The sequence below is a fragment of the Phormidium sp. FACHB-1136 genome (assembly GCF_014697375.1).
Taxonomy (GTDB): Bacteria; Cyanobacteriota; Cyanobacteriia; order Phormidesmidales; family Phormidesmidaceae; genus Nodosilinea.
The window spans coordinates 15,421-32,561 of sequence record NZ_JACJRS010000018.1; the positions used below are offsets into that span (position 1 = coordinate 15,421).

Consider the following 17,141-nt stretch of genomic DNA (forward strand, 5'->3'; position numbering starts at 1 on the left):
AACCGATCCTAGGAGGAACACTGCATCGATCCGGGAGGCCGCTGACCATGTCCCAAGCTACCCCTGAAAACGGCTGGGTCAACACCACCGAAGGCCACAACCCAGCGGTGATCGCCAGGGCACGGCAAATTCTGGCGGGGACGATCTACGGCACCCTTGCCACCAGCCGCCCCGATGGCCTCCCTTGGGCCTCCCCAATCTTCTTCGGCTACGATGCCGCCTGGAACCTCTATTGGTCGTCAACCCTGGTGGCCCAGCATTCCCAGAACCTCTATGCTAACCAGGGTCGTGCCGCCATCGCCATCTACAGCACCGACCGATCCGAGGGCCAAGGGCAGGGGCTTTACCTCTCAGGCACCGTTGCCGAGGTGGAGACCGCCGCCGTCGAAACGGTGATACCCTTACTTCTGCAACGATCTGCATCAGGACAACGCCGTACCGCCGCCGATTACCTCCCCCCCTCGCCCCGCCGTCTCTACCGCTTTCAGCCCCAGACCGTCTGGATCACCGGAGACCGCATCGCCCTCAGCGACACTATTCTGATCGACACCAAAATTCAGCTCGATTTGTCCAGTCTGATCGCCACCCCCGACTCTGGCTCCTAACGGGAAATTCCGATGGCAGGGGCTTCATCCCGTTGCCTGTACCGCACCTAGCTGCAAGCTGCGCTATCGTCATCAATCCCGTAGAGGACGTTTGAAACACAATTTGCTAGCAATGACAGGCGCTATCCTCGGCTGGCCACAGAATCGCGCTGGCTGAGGATGGCCTGGTGGGCCTTTTCCCAGTGTTGGGCGGTGATGCGGATTTGGCTGGGGTCGGTCATCGCCTGGGCGCGGTATTCGCGGACGGCCTCTAGGGCGGCTTGGTTGCTCAGCAGGGCCAGGTCTGCGCCGTTCCATCCGTCGGTGAGGATGGCCCAGTGGGGGAGGTCTACCTCATCTAGGGGGCGGTTCTGGTTGTGGACTTCCAGAATCGCCAAGCGTCCAGCGGCATCGGGCAGGCTAATTTCAAGCTGGAGGTCAATGCGTCCGGCCCGGAGGATGGCAGGGTCGAGGGCGTTGGGGCGGTTGGTGGCCCCAATCATCAGCACGTTGCGGCAGTCTTGCAGGCCGTCCAGTTCCGTCAGCAGTTGGCCCACCACGCGATCACTAACGCCGGAATCGCCCATGTATTGGCCACGGGCGGGAACGAGGGTGTCAATTTCGTCGATGAACACGACGCAGGGGGCGGCTTGACGGGCCTTGGCAAAGAGTTCCCGTACGGCTTGTTCGGCGGCCCCTACCCAGCGACTCAGCAGTTCTGGGCCATTGACGGCGATGAAGTTAGCCCTGGCTTGGGCGGCCACGGCCTTGGCCAAGAGGGTTTTGCCCGTTCCCGGTGGCCCCCACAGCAGTAGCCCTCGCGGAGCCTTGGCCCCCGTTTGTTCGTAGAGTTCGGGATAGAGCAGCGCCCCTTCCACCGATTCTTGCAGGGTTTGCTTCACCGCTTCCAGTCCGCCAATATCGTCCCAGGCAATGGCCGGAGACTCCACCTCCACCGACCGCAGCACCGAGGGCTTGATGTCCTTAAGGGCCTGGGCAAAGTCCTCCGGCAGCAGGGTCATGGTATCGGGCATGGGGGCATTGAGGTTAGGCACCTGGCGACGCAGGGCAAGGTAGGCCGCTTTTTGACACAGCGCTTTGAGATCGGCCCCCACCAGCCCCACCGCTTGGTCGGCAATGGCGGCGAGATCCACCCCATCCAAGGGCATCTCACGGGTTTGAATCCGCAGAATTTCCAAACGACCCTGACGGTCGGGCACTCGGAACTGTACCTCGCGGTCAAAGCGTCCGGGGCGGCGCAGGGCGGGGTCGAGGTGGTCGGGCCGATTGGTGGCCGCCAGCACTAGCACCCCCTGGGTTTGGGCAAAGCCGTCCATCAGTCCCAGTAACGTGGCCACCAGGCGCTTTTCCACCTCCCCTTCCACCTTGCTGCGGTCGGGGGCAAGGCTGTCGATTTCGTCGATAAAGATCAAACAGGGAGCGGCCTTTTTCGCCTTTTCAAAGATGCTCCGTAGACGCTGCTCGGCCTCGCCATAGTATTTGCCCATCACCTCCGGCCCCACAATGGCGATGTAGTTCACCCCCAAATCCTCAGCGAGGGATCGGGCGGTGAGGGTTTTTCCAGTGCCGGGGGGGCCAACCATCAGCACGCCACGGGTGGGTTCTAGGCCCAGTTTGGCCAGCACATCGGGCCGCTTGAGGGGAATTTCCACCAGTTCCCGCAGTTCTTGCAGGGTATCGGCCAAACCACCGACGGATTGCAGAGTGGGGCGTTCTGGTGACCGATTCGGGGTTGGCGAATCGGCAGGTGGGGGAGCAGAAGACGGTGCAGAAGCCGTAGCCGCTGGATCCGCTGGGGCTGGGTTGCGACTAGGCGGCGGCGTGATAATCACGTCATCCACAGGGTCGGAACTGACACCCGCCCCCGAACGCCCCATGCGACTGACGCCGATATCAGGAATGTTGCCCTGGCGGGGAATGCTGCTGAGGCCACGGGCATTGATCTGCACATTGGTCTTCAGTTCACCACTTTCGGCCTTTTCCTCTAGGGTTTTGGCCAGTTCAAGCAGTTGTTCAAAGCCTTTAAAGAGGTCACTCATAGGGCATTCCCAGGCAAACGGCAGCAATGGCGGGCCAACAGCCCCCACAACTTAGGGTTCACTGCCCCCGCCCCCTAACCTCCAGGGTAGCCACAAAACTTTAAATTGCGCGAAATTGCGCGGTTCTCGTCAACCGTCCTCGTCTTGTTGGTTCTGCTCTTTCTCCTGCTGTCGTTGGCGGAGAGCTTGGGCCTTGAGGGCGAGGTCTTGGAAAAAGTCGGTTTCCACAATTTCCTTCACTTGGCGCTGGCGTTTGGATTCATCAATCTCGATCTGAAACGCCTGGATTTGCTGCTTCAGCCGTTGCTCTCGTTGGTAGACCTGATGGGCCATTTGGCGGAAGATACGGGCAAGGCGACCGATTTCATCCTGGCGGGTAGTGATGGCGGCGAGGGGATCGAGGTCTTGATCGAGGTCAAAGGTTTCATCCTCGATTTTAGTAGCGGCTTTGGCGATGTTTAGGACGGGTTGGGCAATGAGGCGGTTAGCCAGCCCAATGGCGATGGCGGCGGTGCAGATCGTGAAAAAGACAATCACGACAAGTAACAACTGCTGGTTGCGGCGAATGCCCGCCATGTAGTCTGCTTCGGGAATAATCGTGCCGACGGTCCAGTCGAGGTAGTCGAGGCGGGTGAGGGAGATGTAGTAGTGGTCGCCGCTCTGGCTGTCGGTGTAGCGCAGCAGGTCGTCGAGGGCGGGGGAAGCTTGGATGGCCCGACTGGCCCGTTGCAGTAGGGGATCCTGCACGGCGTCAAACCGCTGAAGTTGGGGCGATCCGTCCACCGAGACCTGGGTGGGCATGGCCTCCTGCACCACGGTGGAGGCAATCAGATCGCGCTGATCGTTAATGATGAAGGCGGCACCGGGGCGGTCTTGTTGGAGCGATTCTAGGTAGTCCGAGAGCTGGGTTAGCTCAATGCCAATGCCAATCACGCCCATAATCTCGCCATCCCTAGACAGGGTGACCGTGACATCCATGCCGGGGACTTGGTTCGAGCGATACACATAGACGGTTTCGGCGGGTTGCCCTGGGGTCTTTATCGCCGCTTGGTACCATGGCCGTTCTGGGGCGTAGAAGGGGGGATCCATGCTTTTGGTCTCGCGGCGGATTTCCTGGGGTAGAGTGCCGCTGTTGTCGAAGGTGTAGATGGTGGTAGTGGTGGTTTGGCGGTCGGCATCCCAGATGCGGTGGTGGAAATAAAGGCGTTGGTCGGGGCCACGCTGAGCACCCAGGAAGTCGCCCCCCGCATCACCGTACTGTACCCAGGTGAAGTTAGGATAGGCCCGCAACACCCCAAGCATAAAGTCACGGGTGGCGTCTAGGTCGGTCAGGTCGATGAGATCTTGGCCAAAGCTGCTGCTGAGCACCTGCTGGGCAGACTGGGCATTAGTAAACAGGCGCTCGACTTCCTTGGAGGTGCCCACCATCATTTCTTGGTTCACCTGGGCCACGATGGTATCGATGTTGCGGCGGGCGGTGATGGCCCAGGGCAGATAAACAATGGCGGCGGTGGCGCTAACGGTGAGAAAGACGGATCCAACTAGGGTGGCTTTTAGACCAAGGGGACGGCGCAATCTGGAGGTCATGATCGAGGGAGTAGATGTCCGGCGATAGAGAGGCGGGCGAGGGCTGAATCTGGGTTTCTGGGTCTATTGGGGGGCGATGATGGGGTCGGCCTGAGGTTGGACGATGGTTTGGGGGGCGGCAATGGCAGCGGTGGTCGCCATCCCCGTATGGACAATTCCCAAGGTACGCAGGGGATCCATCAGGGGGTCGATGGCAATGAAGAGCACCAGCACCGCTTCGAGGGGAAGACGCAGGGGATCCAGCACCAGACCCAGCATAGTCAGGGTCAAAATTCCGGTGACGCCGGAGGTGGCCATGCCCGCCAAAATCGCCCCAACGAGAATCGTCAGCAGGGTGCTGAGGCCCATCTCCTTTTGGTAGAGCTGGACAACAAACAAGGCCGCTGCCCCGAAGTATGCCACAGAACCAAACCGACACAGGGTAATGGTGAGGGGGGTCACTAAATCCGTGGTTTGGCGGTCAAAGCCCAGATCCTCGCTGAGGCTGCTGATGGCAGCGGGCAGACAGGCCAAACTGCTGGAGGTGGCCAGGGCCAGAATAGTGGGATCCTTGATGGCAGTTAGCACCTGACCAAAGGATCGGCCAGATCGCTGCCAGATGACCAGGGTGCCCAAAAGATAGATCACCAGGGAAATCCCCAGCATCACCACCACAAAGTCCACCATCGACACCAACACCTCAACCCCAATTTCCGAGAGTTGGTAGGCCAGCAGACTAAAGAGACCAATGGGCAGTAGATAGGTCAGCCAGTGGATCACCTGGTTAAAGCTGCGATAAACACTGTCCAGAATATCAAACAGGGCGTTGGTGCTTTGGGTACGAATCAGGCCGAGGGAAACGCCAAAGATAATCGCAAACAGCAAAACCTGGAGGGTCTGGCCTTCGCTGAGGGCCGAGAAAATGTTCTCCGGCACAATGTCCACCACTAATTCGCCGATGGCGTTGCCCTCTTCCACCTCAAGGGGGCCATTGAGGGCAATTTCTAGGTCAATGCCCGACTGATTAATCAACACCCCTAGGCTTTCTAGGGTGCTGGCTGTGAGGTTGCGGCCTGGGCCAGCCACCGCCGCAATGGAGGTAGCAATGCCACTGACAATCAGCAGCGCCAGGGGAAAAATCAGCACAATCCGCCGGACATACCGTCGGGCATCGTGGCTGCGCATCAGCCGACCAATACTGTTAGAAATAGCCGACAGCAAAATTGGCAGCACACACATCTTCAGCAAACCCAGATAGAGGCTACCGAGGGGCTGGAGTTGTTGGGCCACCCCAGGGTGAACGCTGCCAATGTAGGCTCCTAGCAAAACGCTCACGACAATAGCCCAAGGGCTACGCAGCCACTTGATAGAGATCCGAGGAAACGACTTAGAGTTCAGCAAGGTGGTCATGGGGTTGCAACAACGAGGTCAGAAATCGTGGCCAATCAGCGGCGGCGGGCTCGGATCAGGCGTTAGGAGCCCTCTGGTTCCGACCAGTAGTCGGCGTAGTCGTCTAGCACCGTGTCCACGGTGTAGGTTTGCCCTTGGGTTTCAAGGTAAAGATCCACCCAGGACAGCAGATGGGTACTATCCCAGGGCAGTACCATGGCCAAGTGGTCTTGGGCATCGGTGAGGGCCACGGTTTGCAGGTTCAAGGAGGCATCGGGCTGCACCCGCATCACCTTTTTGACTTCGAGTTCATCGCGATAGGCGGCGAGGAGGTCTCCCCGATTCACCGCCTGCACAGCCTCTTCCCAGGTGGGCATTTCGACCACGGTAGCCTGGGGAAATTTTTGGCGCAAAAAGCCCACGTAGGAGGAATTTTGAATCACACCCACTGGCCCCGCCAGGGCACGAATGGCCTCGGTTGTGCGGCGGTTTTGGCTCTGTTGGGCTAGTTGCAGGCGGTTGACCAGCAGCCCTTGGCGCATACTCAGGTAGGGCCGCGAAAACCTCACCCGCTGACCCCGGTTCAGGGTGCGGCTAATTTTTGAAATGGCCAGATCCGCCTCCAGCCGATAGACCTGATCCACCACTTGATCAAAGGTTTGGGCCGAGCGGTTTAGCTCCAGATCCACCTCCAACTGCTGGGCCAGAGCCTTGGCCAGTCCAATGTCGAGGCCCCCCAGACTCCCATCGGCCAAGGTCATAAAGAAGGGGGGATTATCCACCCCCAGCACCGCGACCACTAGCTTGCCCCGGTCGCGAATCCGTTGAACATCGGGGGGCGGATTGTTGCAATCCAGGTCGGTTATCGGGATAGGGCGAGACTGCCCCGTGGTTCGGGCGGTCGAACCAGCGGTTGAACTGGCGACGGATCGGCCAGGGGTGGCGCGGTCGATGGCTTGGCACTGACTATCCGTAGTGGCGGCGGTGGTAGAGCGCAGGGCGGCCACCCCATGGGATCCATTGCCCCCGGCCCAGGCTGGGGTAGGCACCAGGGTGAGAAGGATCGTCAGCCATAGCCCCAGAATTAGGCCAAGGCTTAGGGCGCGGGGGCGGTAAGGCGCAAACTTCAGCACAACAAAATACCTCTAGGCTTCCAGCAAAGATGAAACGGTGCGAACACCAAAGGCCAAATCCAGGGTGGTGTCCGCCACCGCTTCGAGGGGGTCAACCCAGGGCAGGGGCAGAGCATCCAGGGAGCTTAGCCCCACCGAAAGTTCGGTGCAGCCCGCCACCACCACCTCCGCCCCTTGATTCGCAAGCCACTGGACGGCCTCGACCAAGGTCGCGAGGGCTTGGCTAGACAACCGGGTTCCCGTGGCTTTGATGCCCCAATCTGGGTGATAAATCGTTTGCATCACCTGTTGTTGAATGGGAGATCCGAGGGCGGGGGAAATTTCTTGGAGCCGCGCTGCCCTCAAACTAGGGCTAAACAGTCGATGTTGGAGAGTGCCATCGGTCGTCAGCAGCCCAATGCGGTGCACAGTCGGGTAGCGCTGGCGGATGAATTGGCTGGTACAGTTCATCAAAGAAATCCAGGGAATATCGATCTGATCCTGAACGCGGTCATAGAAGGCATGGGCCGTATGGCAGGGCACCACCAGAAAATTGGCCCCCCCCTGAGCTAAAATCCGCCCATAGCTCACCAGCCCAGGTACACAGTCGGGAGCCTTGCCCTGAAGGCTGCGAGTCCGGTCAGGGATATTGCTCGCATTCACAAGGATCCAGGTGGGGTGATCCTGATCGCACCGGGCACCCCGCTTGACACTTTGGTTAATCAGACGCTGCTCAAACTGAATATGGGCCAGAGGGCCAAGGCCACCTAAAATCCCCGGAATAGACTGCTGCCGACGACCAAGGGGAGCAAGGGAAGCCATCGCGGTTACCTACAGTTATCACCATGGAAGCAGGCACAATCAGGACGGTCAGCATCGATACCAAATCCCCGCAAACCGCAGAGCCAATGGCCGTTTGACTGATTTAACCTATTCAAGATTCAGTCCTAGAAACCCTATTCCGGACACTTTTGGGGACAAACCCCAAAACCGCCACGCCGAGATTGGTTGCCATGCCGCCTATCGAAGATGCCACGGCTATTGCCAAGCATGATACCTTTCGCCTAGTGCAGTGTCTAGGCGAGAGAGAACCCATGTAGATCTGAGTATCCAAGGCATCCACAAATGACGGTGATCTGGAATTTGTTTTAATCAGTCTATGAGGGCCATGGGTTTGGCATCTTCCTCAGCATGGATGATGCGTTTTTTTGCTTGCTTGGCCTTCCCCTCAGCCAGATCCTTCTCCTAGAGATTCCTCCGACCGGCGTACCGTGATGGGGGTGGGGTGAGCGGGGATTTAAGGTCGGGGGCGAGAGGATCGGCTATGTTGCCCGTGGATGCTGACACAGTAGGGCACAACGTAGGTTAAGGCGGCAGAAAACCAGCGCTGACGGGTCATTTGTCCCTGCCAGAGAGCTACGCCATGGTTAATCGTAAACAGGAGGGTGCCAATCACCAGCGCCACCCGCAACGCCGTCGGGGCATAGTGGGGATCCCGCAGGCTTTGCCAGTAGGTTTGGGAGGGTTGGGGCTGGGGTAGCATGATCTGGGACATGGGAGGATTGAGCGATGACACTTCATATTTCTCAACTTCAGTATCAACGAATACAGGAGTTTTTGGAAACCGCCTATCCCCAGGAGGGCTGTGGGGTGCTAGTGGGGAAACGGGTGTTTGATTCAGTTGAGGCACAGGCTCCGACTGAACGGCCATCTCAATCTCTGCCCCAGGACGCCTATCGTGAAGTGGCGCAGGTGATCCCGGTAGCAAATGCCTGGGAACCAGGGCTGTTGGATGAGGAGGGGGGTGAAGAAACCGCCCATGCTAGGAACGATCTCGACCGTGACGACAGGCCCAATCAGACGGTAACCCACGGAACCCACGACCGCTACTGGATTCACCCCGCCGACCTGTTGCGAATTCAGCAAGAAGCCCGTGGGCAGGGGCTAGACATCATCGGTATAGTCCATTCCCACCCCGACCATCCAGCGCTGCCCTCGGACTGTGATCGGCGACTGGCTTGGCCTGGGTATTCCTATGTCATCGCGTCAGTCTGCCGAGGTAGCGTGGTGGATGTGCAAAGCTGGCGACTCAACGACGCCCAGCAATTTGAGCCGGAGAGCATCGGCCTTATCCTGGGCCAAAACCGCTGAGAATGGCTAGCCCACGGTGGCCCACCCATCACCAAGTCAACGCCCTAGCGACGTCGCTAGGAATGCAAGCTAGCCCGGTTGGGGGCACGTTTAGCGATAACCCGGTGAAAGCCGTTCCGTAGAGCCACTAACCCTTGCCGCCAGAGAGGTTTGCGCTTTGGCAGGGTAACGACAATCGCCCCCTGGGCATAGGCGACCTGCATAGCCCCATCCTGTACGGGAGCGGGTAGAGGAACACTGTGCTGAAAGTGGTTGAGGCTGATGCCATAGCTGAGATCACGACGATAGCCCGATTGGCGTTGACCAAAGAAGGTGATCCCTGTGGTGCTGGCCCGCACCTGTACGGCCTGGGGATCGATACCGGGCAGAAAAGCCGTGACGATCACCGCATCCTCGGTGGCTTGAATTTCCACGGAGGGCACCTGTAGTCGCCCAGAGGGAGCCCTATCCAACGGCATGAGGGCGGCGGTAATGGCATCGAGCTGGGCTTGGGCGGCGGTTAAATCCCAAACGGATGACCAGATGGTGCTTGGCATATTCCCCTCCTGGTAACGGTTGCCTGTGGTCTGGCGGGCGATGGTGGCGGTGGACAATGGTGACAGGTGATTCGGCGGCAGCCGAATCCTCGACGTGGCTGACTTGGTTTACTTCCATCATGGCGATGGACGTCGGCATCTGGTAGGGAGGAAAGCCCAAGGTCATGGGGTGTATAACCGTCCTGGAGTGGGCACAATAACGGCACACCATTGGGGATGAAGCATTGACCACAGAACGTGCCTATTGGGTGGCCTGGTCGCAGGCCAAGGGGTTAGGATCGGTGTTGTTGAAGCGGCTGCACAGCCACTTTGGTAGCTTGGCGACGGCGTGGCAGGCGGAGGAATCGGCCCTGCTGGAGGTGGAGGGGATTGGGCTGTTGCTGGCGGCGCAACTTTCGGAGCATCGCCAACAGGTCAACCCCGATGACTGTCTGGCCCATCACGAAGAACAGGGGGCCAACTTTTGGACGCCTGCCGACCCAGACTATCCCGCCCTGCTCTACGAAATTACCGACCCGCCGCCCCTGCTTTACTACAAGGGCCGCACCGAACTAGCCCAGGCGGTGCAAACCATGCCCTCGGTCGCCATTGTGGGCACCCGCGAACCCTCAGACTATGGCCAAAGCTGGACAAGACGCATTGTGCAACAACTGGCTAGTCATGATGTGATTGTGGTGTCGGGCCTCGCTAGCGGCATAGATCGCTACGCCCACAGCCAAGCCCTCGATAGCCAGGGGCTGACCATTGCCGTCCTGGGCACCGGGGTAGATCGCAGCTATCCCTGGAATAACCGCGCCCTGCAAGACCGCATGGCCCAAGAAGGGCTGCTGCTGAGCGAACACCCCAACGACACCCCGCCCGACCGCACCCACTTTCCTCGCCGCAACCGCATCATCGCCGGACTCAGCCGCGCCACCGTGGTCACCGAAGCCCCCCTGCGATCCGGTGCCCTGATCACTGCCCGCCTCGCCAACGACTATGGCCGTGAGGTCTACGCCCTGCCCGGTTCCCTCGACAACCCCGCCAGCCTAGGCTGTCTAGACCTGATCCGCCAAGGGGCACAGATGATCTGGGACGACACCACCTTAATCCGAGACCTGGGCCAAATTCCCCAACTCGACGCTCCACTACTCCTGGCCCAACCCTCCACCGCCCCGATGGCATCGGGATCCTCAACGGCCCAACCCTCACCCCTTCCCACCCCCGCCCCAGCTGACCTCTCCCCCGATCTTGCCACCGTCCTCGCCGCCGTCACCACGGATCCCGTTACCCTGGACTATCTCGTCCAGTCCCTCAATCGGCCCACGGGGGACATCCTCAGCAGCTTGCTACACCTAGAACTAGAGGGCTTAGTCACCCAAACGCCCCCCGGTAGCCAAACCTATCAGCGGTGTTGAGGCATTCCCTTGGGAACGTAGCGCGGATCGATGAGGCGTCGCTTAGGGGTAATCTAGGGGAAGTCTGGTCTGACCACGACTCAGCTTTGTCGCCTGTTTCACCCATCTGCCGTCATGATCTTTCCCTCCGACCGTGATTTGCAAACCTGGCTAGATGTGGCCACCGAAGCGGCCCAATCCGCTGGGGCGGTACTTCAGCACTATTGGGGCAATCTCCAGGATGTGCGGGAGAAGGGGCGTTCTGGGGATTTAGTCACCGAGGCGGATCAGGCCTCGGAGGCGGCGGTGATGGCGGTGATGGAACGTCACCTGCCCAGCAACCACGGCATTTTGGCAGAGGAATCTGGGGCGTCGGGCCAAGACAACAGCGCGTTTCTCTGGGCCATCGACCCCCTAGACGGCACCACCAACTACACCCACCAGTACCCCTTCTGCTCGGTCTCCATTGGGTTGCTGTTTGAGGGCGAGCCGATTTTGGGGGTGGTGTATAACCCGATTTTGAACGAACTCTTCCAGGGGGCGAAGGGGCTGGGGGCCACCTTCAACCGTCAGCCCATGCAGGTTTCCACCACGGACAATTTGGCCCAAAGCCTTCTGGTGACGGGGTTTGCCTACGACCGCCGCGACACTGCCGACAATAACTATGCCGAGTTTTGCCAGTTCACCCATCTCACCCAGGGGGTGCGTCGGGGTGGATCGGCGGCGGTGGATTTGGCCTACGTGGCCTGCGGTCGCCTAGATGGCTATTGGGAGCGGGGGCTCTCGCCCTGGGATATTACGGCGGGGATTACCCTGGTGCGAGAGGCGGGGGGGCAAGTGACGGCCTACGACCAAAGCCCTCTCATCGTCAACAGCGGGCGACTGTTGGCGACCAATGGCCACCTCCATAGCCCCATGGCGCAGGTGCTTCAGCAGGTAAACCCGCTGGCGTTTACGCCCCTTGCCCTGGACTAAGGCGAGGCGAGCCACTAAGGACGATTTTGGGTGGAATTCCGCGCCAAGATGACCGGATCGATACTGGCTTTCGTGGAATACTCTAAGTGATATTTCCGTCGTAGCGTTCGGGATAGCCCATCGACCTCGGCTGGCGAGGCGGCCACGTCCAAGGCTGGGTGTAGCAGCGGTTTTTAACGCTGTGCGTCAATATGGTATGGACGGCCATGGAAATGGAATACTCTGAAAAAGGCTTGGGCCTTCTCGTAAAGGCTAAAGGGGTAGGTGATCATGAAACTCGACCATGGGCTCTTTAAATTTGATTTTGAGGATCACCACGCGGTGCTAGGGATTCCGATTACCGCCGATGCGCGGGCGGTGCGGAAGCGCTACCTGGCCATTGCCCGCAAGCTCCACCCCGATAGTCTGTCGGGTCTCTCCGAGGACGAAGCCCAGCAGGCCAACGAGTTGCTCTCGAAGTGGGTGAACCCCGCCTACGAATCCCTCAGCCAGGAAAAGCTATCTACTGAGCACCAGATTATGTTGAAGCTGAAGGGGCAAGGGCTGAAGCGATCCCCCGCCCCGCCCGAAATCAGCAGCGAAGCGGCCAAAACGTTGCTAAAAGCCCCCCAGGTGGACTTGGCCTACCAACAGGCCGTGAAATCCTTGGCGGAGCAGCAGTATGAACAGTTGGCCCAGGTGTTAGAGGTAGTGGGCCAGATCAGTGAGCTCAATATGGTCTACCTCTATCGCACCAGCGATGGCCCTGCGGCCTCCAGTGCCCCTGCCGCCCCGCCGCCCCCCAGTAGTGCCGCCCCGCCGCCCGCCCCCGGTAAGCCTGCCCCTGCCCCCCCCCCCCGCCGCACCCAGGCCACCATCCTCGAAAGCTACATCAATCGCGCCCAGGAGTTTGAGCTGAATCGTGATTACAGTCGGGCCGTGCTGGAAATGCGGGAGGCACTGAAAACCTACCCCAACAGCGCCCGCTGTCATAGCTATCTGGCCAACCTTTACCTAAAGGCGGGGCAGGCCACGATGGCCAAGGTACATGCAAAACGGGCGCTAGATTTAAGCCCTGAGGATGAGATTGCCCAATCCATCCAGGCCAAGCTAGAGAAAAGTGCTCCCGGATCGACGGGAGGTTCTGCGGCCAAGGGCGGCAAGCCCCCCGCCAAGGGCAAGCCCGAAGACAAAGGGGGGGGATTTTTGGGTGGATTATTTGGAGGAAAGAAAAAGTAATGGTTTATCAGCCACCCACCGGAGCCCGCGATCTCCTACCCCTAGACGTGGCCCAAAAACGCTGGATTGAGGATCGCCTGGAACAGGTCTTCCAGCGCTGGGGCTACCACCGCATCATCACACCGACCATTGAGCGCCTTGAGACGCTGATGGCCGGAGGAGCCATTGACCAGGATGCCGTCATTGAACTGCACCAAACCGCTGGGCCACGGCTGGGGCTGCGCCCTGAGTTGACGGCCTCCATTGCGCGGGCAGCGGTCAGTCGTTTGAGCCAGGTCACCTATCCCCAGCGGCTCTACTACAATGCCAATGTCTTTCGGCAGGCAGATCAGGGCCATCGGGGCAGTCAGCAGGAGTTTTTTCAGGCTGGGGTGGAATTGTTAGGGGCCGGAGATAGTCTGGCCGATGCCGAAATGCTGCTGTTGCTCACCGATGGGTTGGCCAGCCTCAACCTCACGGGCTGGAGCCTGCTACTGGGGGATGCCCAACTGACCCGTGCCCTGCTGGATCCCTTCCCGGTCTCGGTGCGCCCTGTGGTACGTCAAGCTCTCGCCGAACTAGATCGGGTGGCCCTGGAAACCCTGAATCTGTCCCAGGCCCAGCGGGATCACGCCCTCCACCTACTCGACCTGCGGGGGGCACCGGAGGATATTCTGCAATCCCTGGGCACCCTCGACCTGGGGACGGCGGGGCAAGCGTCCTTGAATCGGCTGAAATCCCTGGTGGCACTGCTGCGGGAGGTGCCGCCCTGCCAGGGGGAAGCGCCCTACCGTCCGCCCCTGATCCTCGACCTGAGCCTAATTCAAACCTTTGACTACTACACCGGGCTGGTGTTTGAGGTGGTCAGTCCGCCGGAATTGGGTTGCCAAGTCCTAGGACAAGGAGGTCGCTACGACCACCTGCTGAGGGTGTTTAGCCCTGCGGGTGAGGGCTTTCCCGGCATTGGCTTTGTGTTCGATATTGATCTCCTGCACCAGGCTCTCTTGCCCACCGGGCGCTTGCCCCAGGCCATTCCAGCCAGCGATTGGCTCGTGGTGCCCACCGTGCCCCAGGCCGCCGCCGCCGCCTTTACCTATGCCCAAACCCTGCGGGCTTCGGCCAGCCTCGTGCGGGCAGAGGTCCATTTGGCGGAGGTGCCGTCCCAGGAGGCCATTCGGGCCATGGCCCACCACCGCCACATTCAACACATCGCCTGGATTAACGCCGACGGGTTGCCACACATCGAAGCCCTACACTAACGTGATAAGGGGCGTGATGCAGGGCCGTTTACTGGAGGGGGTATGGCGGATCGGGTCAGTCGGCTTGGTGAAGTCTGGCCCACCCCTAATGATCTGGCCAACGGACACGATCTGGTTAACAGACACGATCTGGTTAACAGACACGATCTGACCAACGGATCGGCTTCATGGAACCGTGCTGTACTGGCCAAACGACCTTGCCCAGACCCAGCCTTTCATGCGCCGCCTAAGCTGTAATTTGTGATTGAGGATGACCTGTGGCCCACACCATTGTTACAAACGTCTGTGAAGGGGTTGCTGACTGCGTGGATGCCTGTCCTGTGGCCTGTATTCACGAAGGCCCCGGCAAAAACACCAAGGGCACCGATTGGTACTGGATTGACTTTTCCACCTGCATTGACTGTGGCATTTGCCTCCAGGTGTGCCCGGTGGAGGGGGCCATTTTGCCAGAGGAACAGCCCGACCTTCAGCAAACCCCTGGCTGAGGGGTGGTATGGTCAAGGGCAACCTGCGCAGTCGGCTGTTTCTCTCCCATATGGCGGTAATGACCGTGGGCGTGTTGACCCTGCTGGTGATTGGGCGACTGTATACCCCCCGGCAAATGGTGATTACCCTACAACGCTACGAAAATGGCGTCATGAGTCTCCATCGCCGCACCCAATTGCTCAAGGGCTTTGAGGACGCCTGGAGCAAGGGGATGGTGTGGTCGATTTTGGTGGGGGGCGGAGCCGCCGGAGGACTGAGCTACTGGGTGTCTCGCCGCATCATTCGGCCCCTCGACCAAATGGCGGAGATTACCCGGCAGTTTGCCGCTGGAGAACTGACGGCACGGGTGCCCCCTTCGGAGATTCTAGAAATTCAGCGGTTGGCCAACAGCTTTAACCGCATGGCCTCGGATTTGGAGGGGGTGGAACAGCGGCGGCGGGAACTGGTGGGCGACCTCACCCACGAGTTGCGTACCCCCCTCACCATCCTGCACGGCTACCTGGAGGGATTGGCCGATGGCACCATTCCTCCCCAGCCAGAACTGTACGAACGGCTGGCCGCAGAAACCACCCGCCTGCAACGGTTGGTGAATGATCTGCAAGAACTCTCCAAGCTAGAGGCGGGCTACCTGCCCATTCAGGCCCAAGCGGTTAACCTAGAGCCCTTGCTCACCAGCCTCATCCAAACCTTCCAAGGGCAGCGTACCGATCTGGGGCAGGTGGCGCTCCTCCTCGATGTTCCGGCGGATTTGCCCGCAGTCTACGCCGACCCCAGCCGCATTGAGCAAATTTTGATTAACCTGCTGGGCAATGCCCTGCGCTACACCGACCAGGGCCAGGTAGAAGTGCGGGCCTGGGCCGAGGCCAAACGGGTCTACGTGGCGGTGGCCGATACGGGGACAGGAATTGCCGAAGCCGACCTGCCCTACGTCTTCGAGCGCTTTTGGCGGGCCGACCGTTCCCGCAACCGCCGCTCTGGAGGAACGGGCCTAGGGTTGACGATTTGTCGCCGTTTGGTGACGGTGCAGGGGGGCGAAATCACCGTTACCAGCCAGCTTAACCAGGGCACCACCTTCACCTTTTGGCTGCCCCAAGCCTAGCCTGAACCTGCGCTTGGGGTAAGGCCAAGACGGCAAGGGTGAAGGTATCTGCTTCCATGCGTGTCGTTCGCCCTCTCCCGTACCGGGCTGGGGGTGAGGGTTTTGGGGATGACAGTTTCAGATTGGGCCTCGTTTCGTCGTGTTTCCCATCGTCACTCAGCTCTGCATTAAAATGGACGTATCACGCTACGCTGGGTAGCGATTTTCTTGGCCTACCCTGTTCCGCTGCCCTAGGCTTTTCCCATGTCAGACCCCGTTGCCCGATCTTCAAATGGGAACCATGACCGCAGCTTTAGCGGTGAAATTGGGGCGTTTTATCAATCCCAAGCCCTCTTTCGTGGGCGCTATCGAGTGTTGCGATCCCTGGGGCAGGGCGGCTTTGGCGTCACCTACCTAGCTCAGGACATGAACCTGCCCAGCCACCCCTATTGTGTGATTAAGCAGTTGTCTCCCCGCACCCAAAACAATTTAGCCCTAGAGCGGGCCAAGGTGCGGTTTCGTCGAGAGGCCAAAGTATTAGCCAATTTAGGGAGCCACTCCCAAATTCCCTGCCTGTTGGACTATTTCACCATCCAGGGCGAGTTTTACCTGGTGCAAGAGTACATCCAAGGCCAAACCATTGCCCAGGAGGTGCGCAAGCAAGGCCGCCAAACCGAGGCCCAGGTGAAGTATTTTTTGCAGGAAATGATCCCGGTATTGCAGTTTATCCACCGCAACCGCATCATTCATCGCGACATCAAGCCCCCCAACATCATCCGCAGCGAGTTTGATCGTCGCCTGGTGTTGATTGACTTTGGGGCCGTGCGAGAATTTTTGACCGATCTGGAAGACGCCCACGCCCACCAGGCTCCCGTCAGTCAGTTTGTGGGTACACCGGGGTTTGCTCCGCCGGAGCAGTTGGCCCTGCGCCCCTGCTACAGCAGCGACATCTATGCCCTGGGGATGACTTGTCTGTTTATGCTGACCACCCGCACCCCATCGGAGTTTGAGGGTGACCCTAAAACGGGCCAAGTGCGCTGGCGACACACCGTCACCGTCAGCGATCACTTTGCCACCGTCTTGGACAAAATGCTGCGCCCTGACCCAACCGACCGCTACGAATCCATCGATCATTTGGTGCGGGATTTGGCCCTAGAACCTCACCTTGATAGCTTGGTGCAATGCCTATCCACCACCCGGTCGGCCCCGCCCCCCGCCCCCACGGAGGAGTTATCCACAACCCAATACCTCACGGCGGTGCAACGGCAGGCCCAAGCGATTCGGGCTTGGCGCAATCGGCGCTTCAACCGAAGCACGTCTTCCTCGTAGAACGTGTCTCGGAAGGTGTCCCGATCCCCTGGGGAGGTTGCCC

General features: G+C 59.7%; 16 protein-coding genes. 9 read left to right on the forward strand and 7 right to left on the reverse strand.

What is annotated here, in order from left to right:
• The first annotated feature begins 47 nt into the window (after positions 1 to 47).
• A complete protein-coding gene (locus H6G62_RS07660) occupies positions 48 to 605 on the forward strand; it encodes a pyridoxamine 5'-phosphate oxidase family protein (protein WP_190493683.1) in 558 nt (185 codons plus the stop codon).
• A 122-nt stretch (positions 606 to 727) separates the two neighbouring features.
• On the opposite strand, the gene H6G62_RS07665 is transcribed toward H6G62_RS07660, so the two are convergent.
• From H6G62_RS07665 to nrtS, 6 genes are all read right to left on the reverse strand, one after another.
• Entirely contained in the window at positions 728 to 2,644 is a 1,917-nt protein-coding gene (locus H6G62_RS07665; RefSeq protein ID WP_190493684.1) for an AAA family ATPase, read from the reverse strand.
• A gap of 129 nt (positions 2,645 to 2,773) precedes the next feature.
• Positions 2,774 to 4,231: a cache domain-containing protein gene (locus tag H6G62_RS07670; RefSeq protein WP_190493692.1), complete on the reverse strand. Its 1,458-nt coding sequence runs from the start codon at positions 4,229 to 4,231 to the stop codon at positions 2,774 to 2,776.
• 63 nt (positions 4,232 to 4,294) lie between these two features.
• Positions 4,295 to 5,545 (reverse strand): cation:dicarboxylase symporter family transporter, encoded by a 1,251-nt coding sequence (locus H6G62_RS07675; RefSeq protein WP_199324821.1) that lies wholly within the window; start codon positions 5,543 to 5,545, stop codon positions 4,295 to 4,297.
• A gap of 137 nt (positions 5,546 to 5,682) precedes the next feature.
• Positions 5,683 to 6,732: a transporter substrate-binding domain-containing protein gene (locus tag H6G62_RS07680; protein WP_190493695.1), complete on the reverse strand. Its 1,050-nt coding sequence runs from the start codon at positions 6,730 to 6,732 to the stop codon at positions 5,683 to 5,685.
• Between the two features lie 12 nt (positions 6,733 to 6,744).
• Complete coding sequence (locus tag H6G62_RS07685) at positions 6,745 to 7,533, reverse strand: amino acid racemase (protein WP_190493697.1); 789 nt, start codon at positions 7,531 to 7,533, stop codon at positions 6,745 to 6,747.
• Positions 7,534 to 8,008: 475 nt separating this feature from the next.
• Entirely contained in the window at positions 8,009 to 8,266 is a 258-nt protein-coding gene (gene nrtS / locus H6G62_RS07690) for a nitrate/nitrite transporter NrtS (protein WP_190493699.1), read from the reverse strand.
• Between the two features lie 14 nt (positions 8,267 to 8,280).
• Here nrtS and H6G62_RS07695 point away from each other — a divergent pair, with 14 nt between their 5' ends.
• Positions 8,281 to 8,862: a M67 family metallopeptidase gene (locus H6G62_RS07695; RefSeq protein ID WP_190493701.1), complete on the forward strand. Its 582-nt coding sequence runs from the start codon at positions 8,281 to 8,283 to the stop codon at positions 8,860 to 8,862.
• A gap of 56 nt (positions 8,863 to 8,918) precedes the next feature.
• Here the strand turns inward: H6G62_RS07695 and H6G62_RS07700 are convergent, their stop codons facing one another.
• Positions 8,919 to 9,398, reverse strand: coding sequence for an Hsp20/alpha crystallin family protein (locus H6G62_RS07700; RefSeq protein WP_190493703.1), 480 nt, complete (start codon positions 9,396 to 9,398; stop codon positions 8,919 to 8,921).
• A gap of 224 nt (positions 9,399 to 9,622) precedes the next feature.
• Between H6G62_RS07700 and dprA the strand changes: the two genes are divergently transcribed.
• The 7 genes from dprA (at position 9,623) to H6G62_RS07735 (ending at position 17,098) form a co-directional block, all read left to right on the forward strand.
• Positions 9,623 to 10,795 (forward strand): DNA-processing protein DprA, encoded by a 1,173-nt coding sequence (gene dprA, locus H6G62_RS07705; RefSeq protein ID WP_190493711.1) that lies wholly within the window; start codon positions 9,623 to 9,625, stop codon positions 10,793 to 10,795.
• 114 nt (positions 10,796 to 10,909) lie between these two features.
• Positions 10,910 to 11,749 (forward strand): inositol monophosphatase family protein, encoded by an 840-nt coding sequence (locus tag H6G62_RS07710; protein ID WP_190493713.1) that lies wholly within the window; start codon positions 10,910 to 10,912, stop codon positions 11,747 to 11,749.
• A 270-nt stretch (positions 11,750 to 12,019) separates the two neighbouring features.
• Positions 12,020 to 12,967 (forward strand): J domain-containing protein, encoded by a 948-nt coding sequence (locus H6G62_RS07715; protein ID WP_190493715.1) that lies wholly within the window; start codon positions 12,020 to 12,022, stop codon positions 12,965 to 12,967.
• Positions 12,967 to 14,205 (forward strand): ATP phosphoribosyltransferase regulatory subunit, encoded by a 1,239-nt coding sequence (locus H6G62_RS07720; RefSeq protein ID WP_190493717.1) that lies wholly within the window; start codon positions 12,967 to 12,969, stop codon positions 14,203 to 14,205. The genes H6G62_RS07715 and H6G62_RS07720 overlap by 1 nt, the downstream gene beginning before the upstream one ends.
• Before the next feature lie 257 nt (positions 14,206 to 14,462).
• The gene (locus H6G62_RS07725) at positions 14,463 to 14,690 is read left to right on the forward strand and encodes a 4Fe-4S dicluster domain-containing protein (protein WP_190493719.1); all 228 of its coding nucleotides are present in this window, start codon (positions 14,463 to 14,465) and stop codon (positions 14,688 to 14,690) included.
• An 8-nt stretch (positions 14,691 to 14,698) separates the two neighbouring features.
• Positions 14,699 to 15,790 carry an ATP-binding protein gene (locus H6G62_RS07730; protein ID WP_190493721.1) on the forward strand — a complete coding sequence of 364 codons (1,092 nt, stop codon included), beginning with the start codon at positions 14,699 to 14,701 and terminating at the stop codon, positions 15,788 to 15,790.
• Positions 15,791 to 16,033: 243 nt separating this feature from the next.
• Complete coding sequence (locus tag H6G62_RS07735) at positions 16,034 to 17,098, forward strand: serine/threonine-protein kinase (RefSeq protein ID WP_190493723.1); 1,065 nt, start codon at positions 16,034 to 16,036, stop codon at positions 17,096 to 17,098.
• The last annotated feature ends 43 nt before the right edge of the window (positions 17,099 to 17,141 follow it).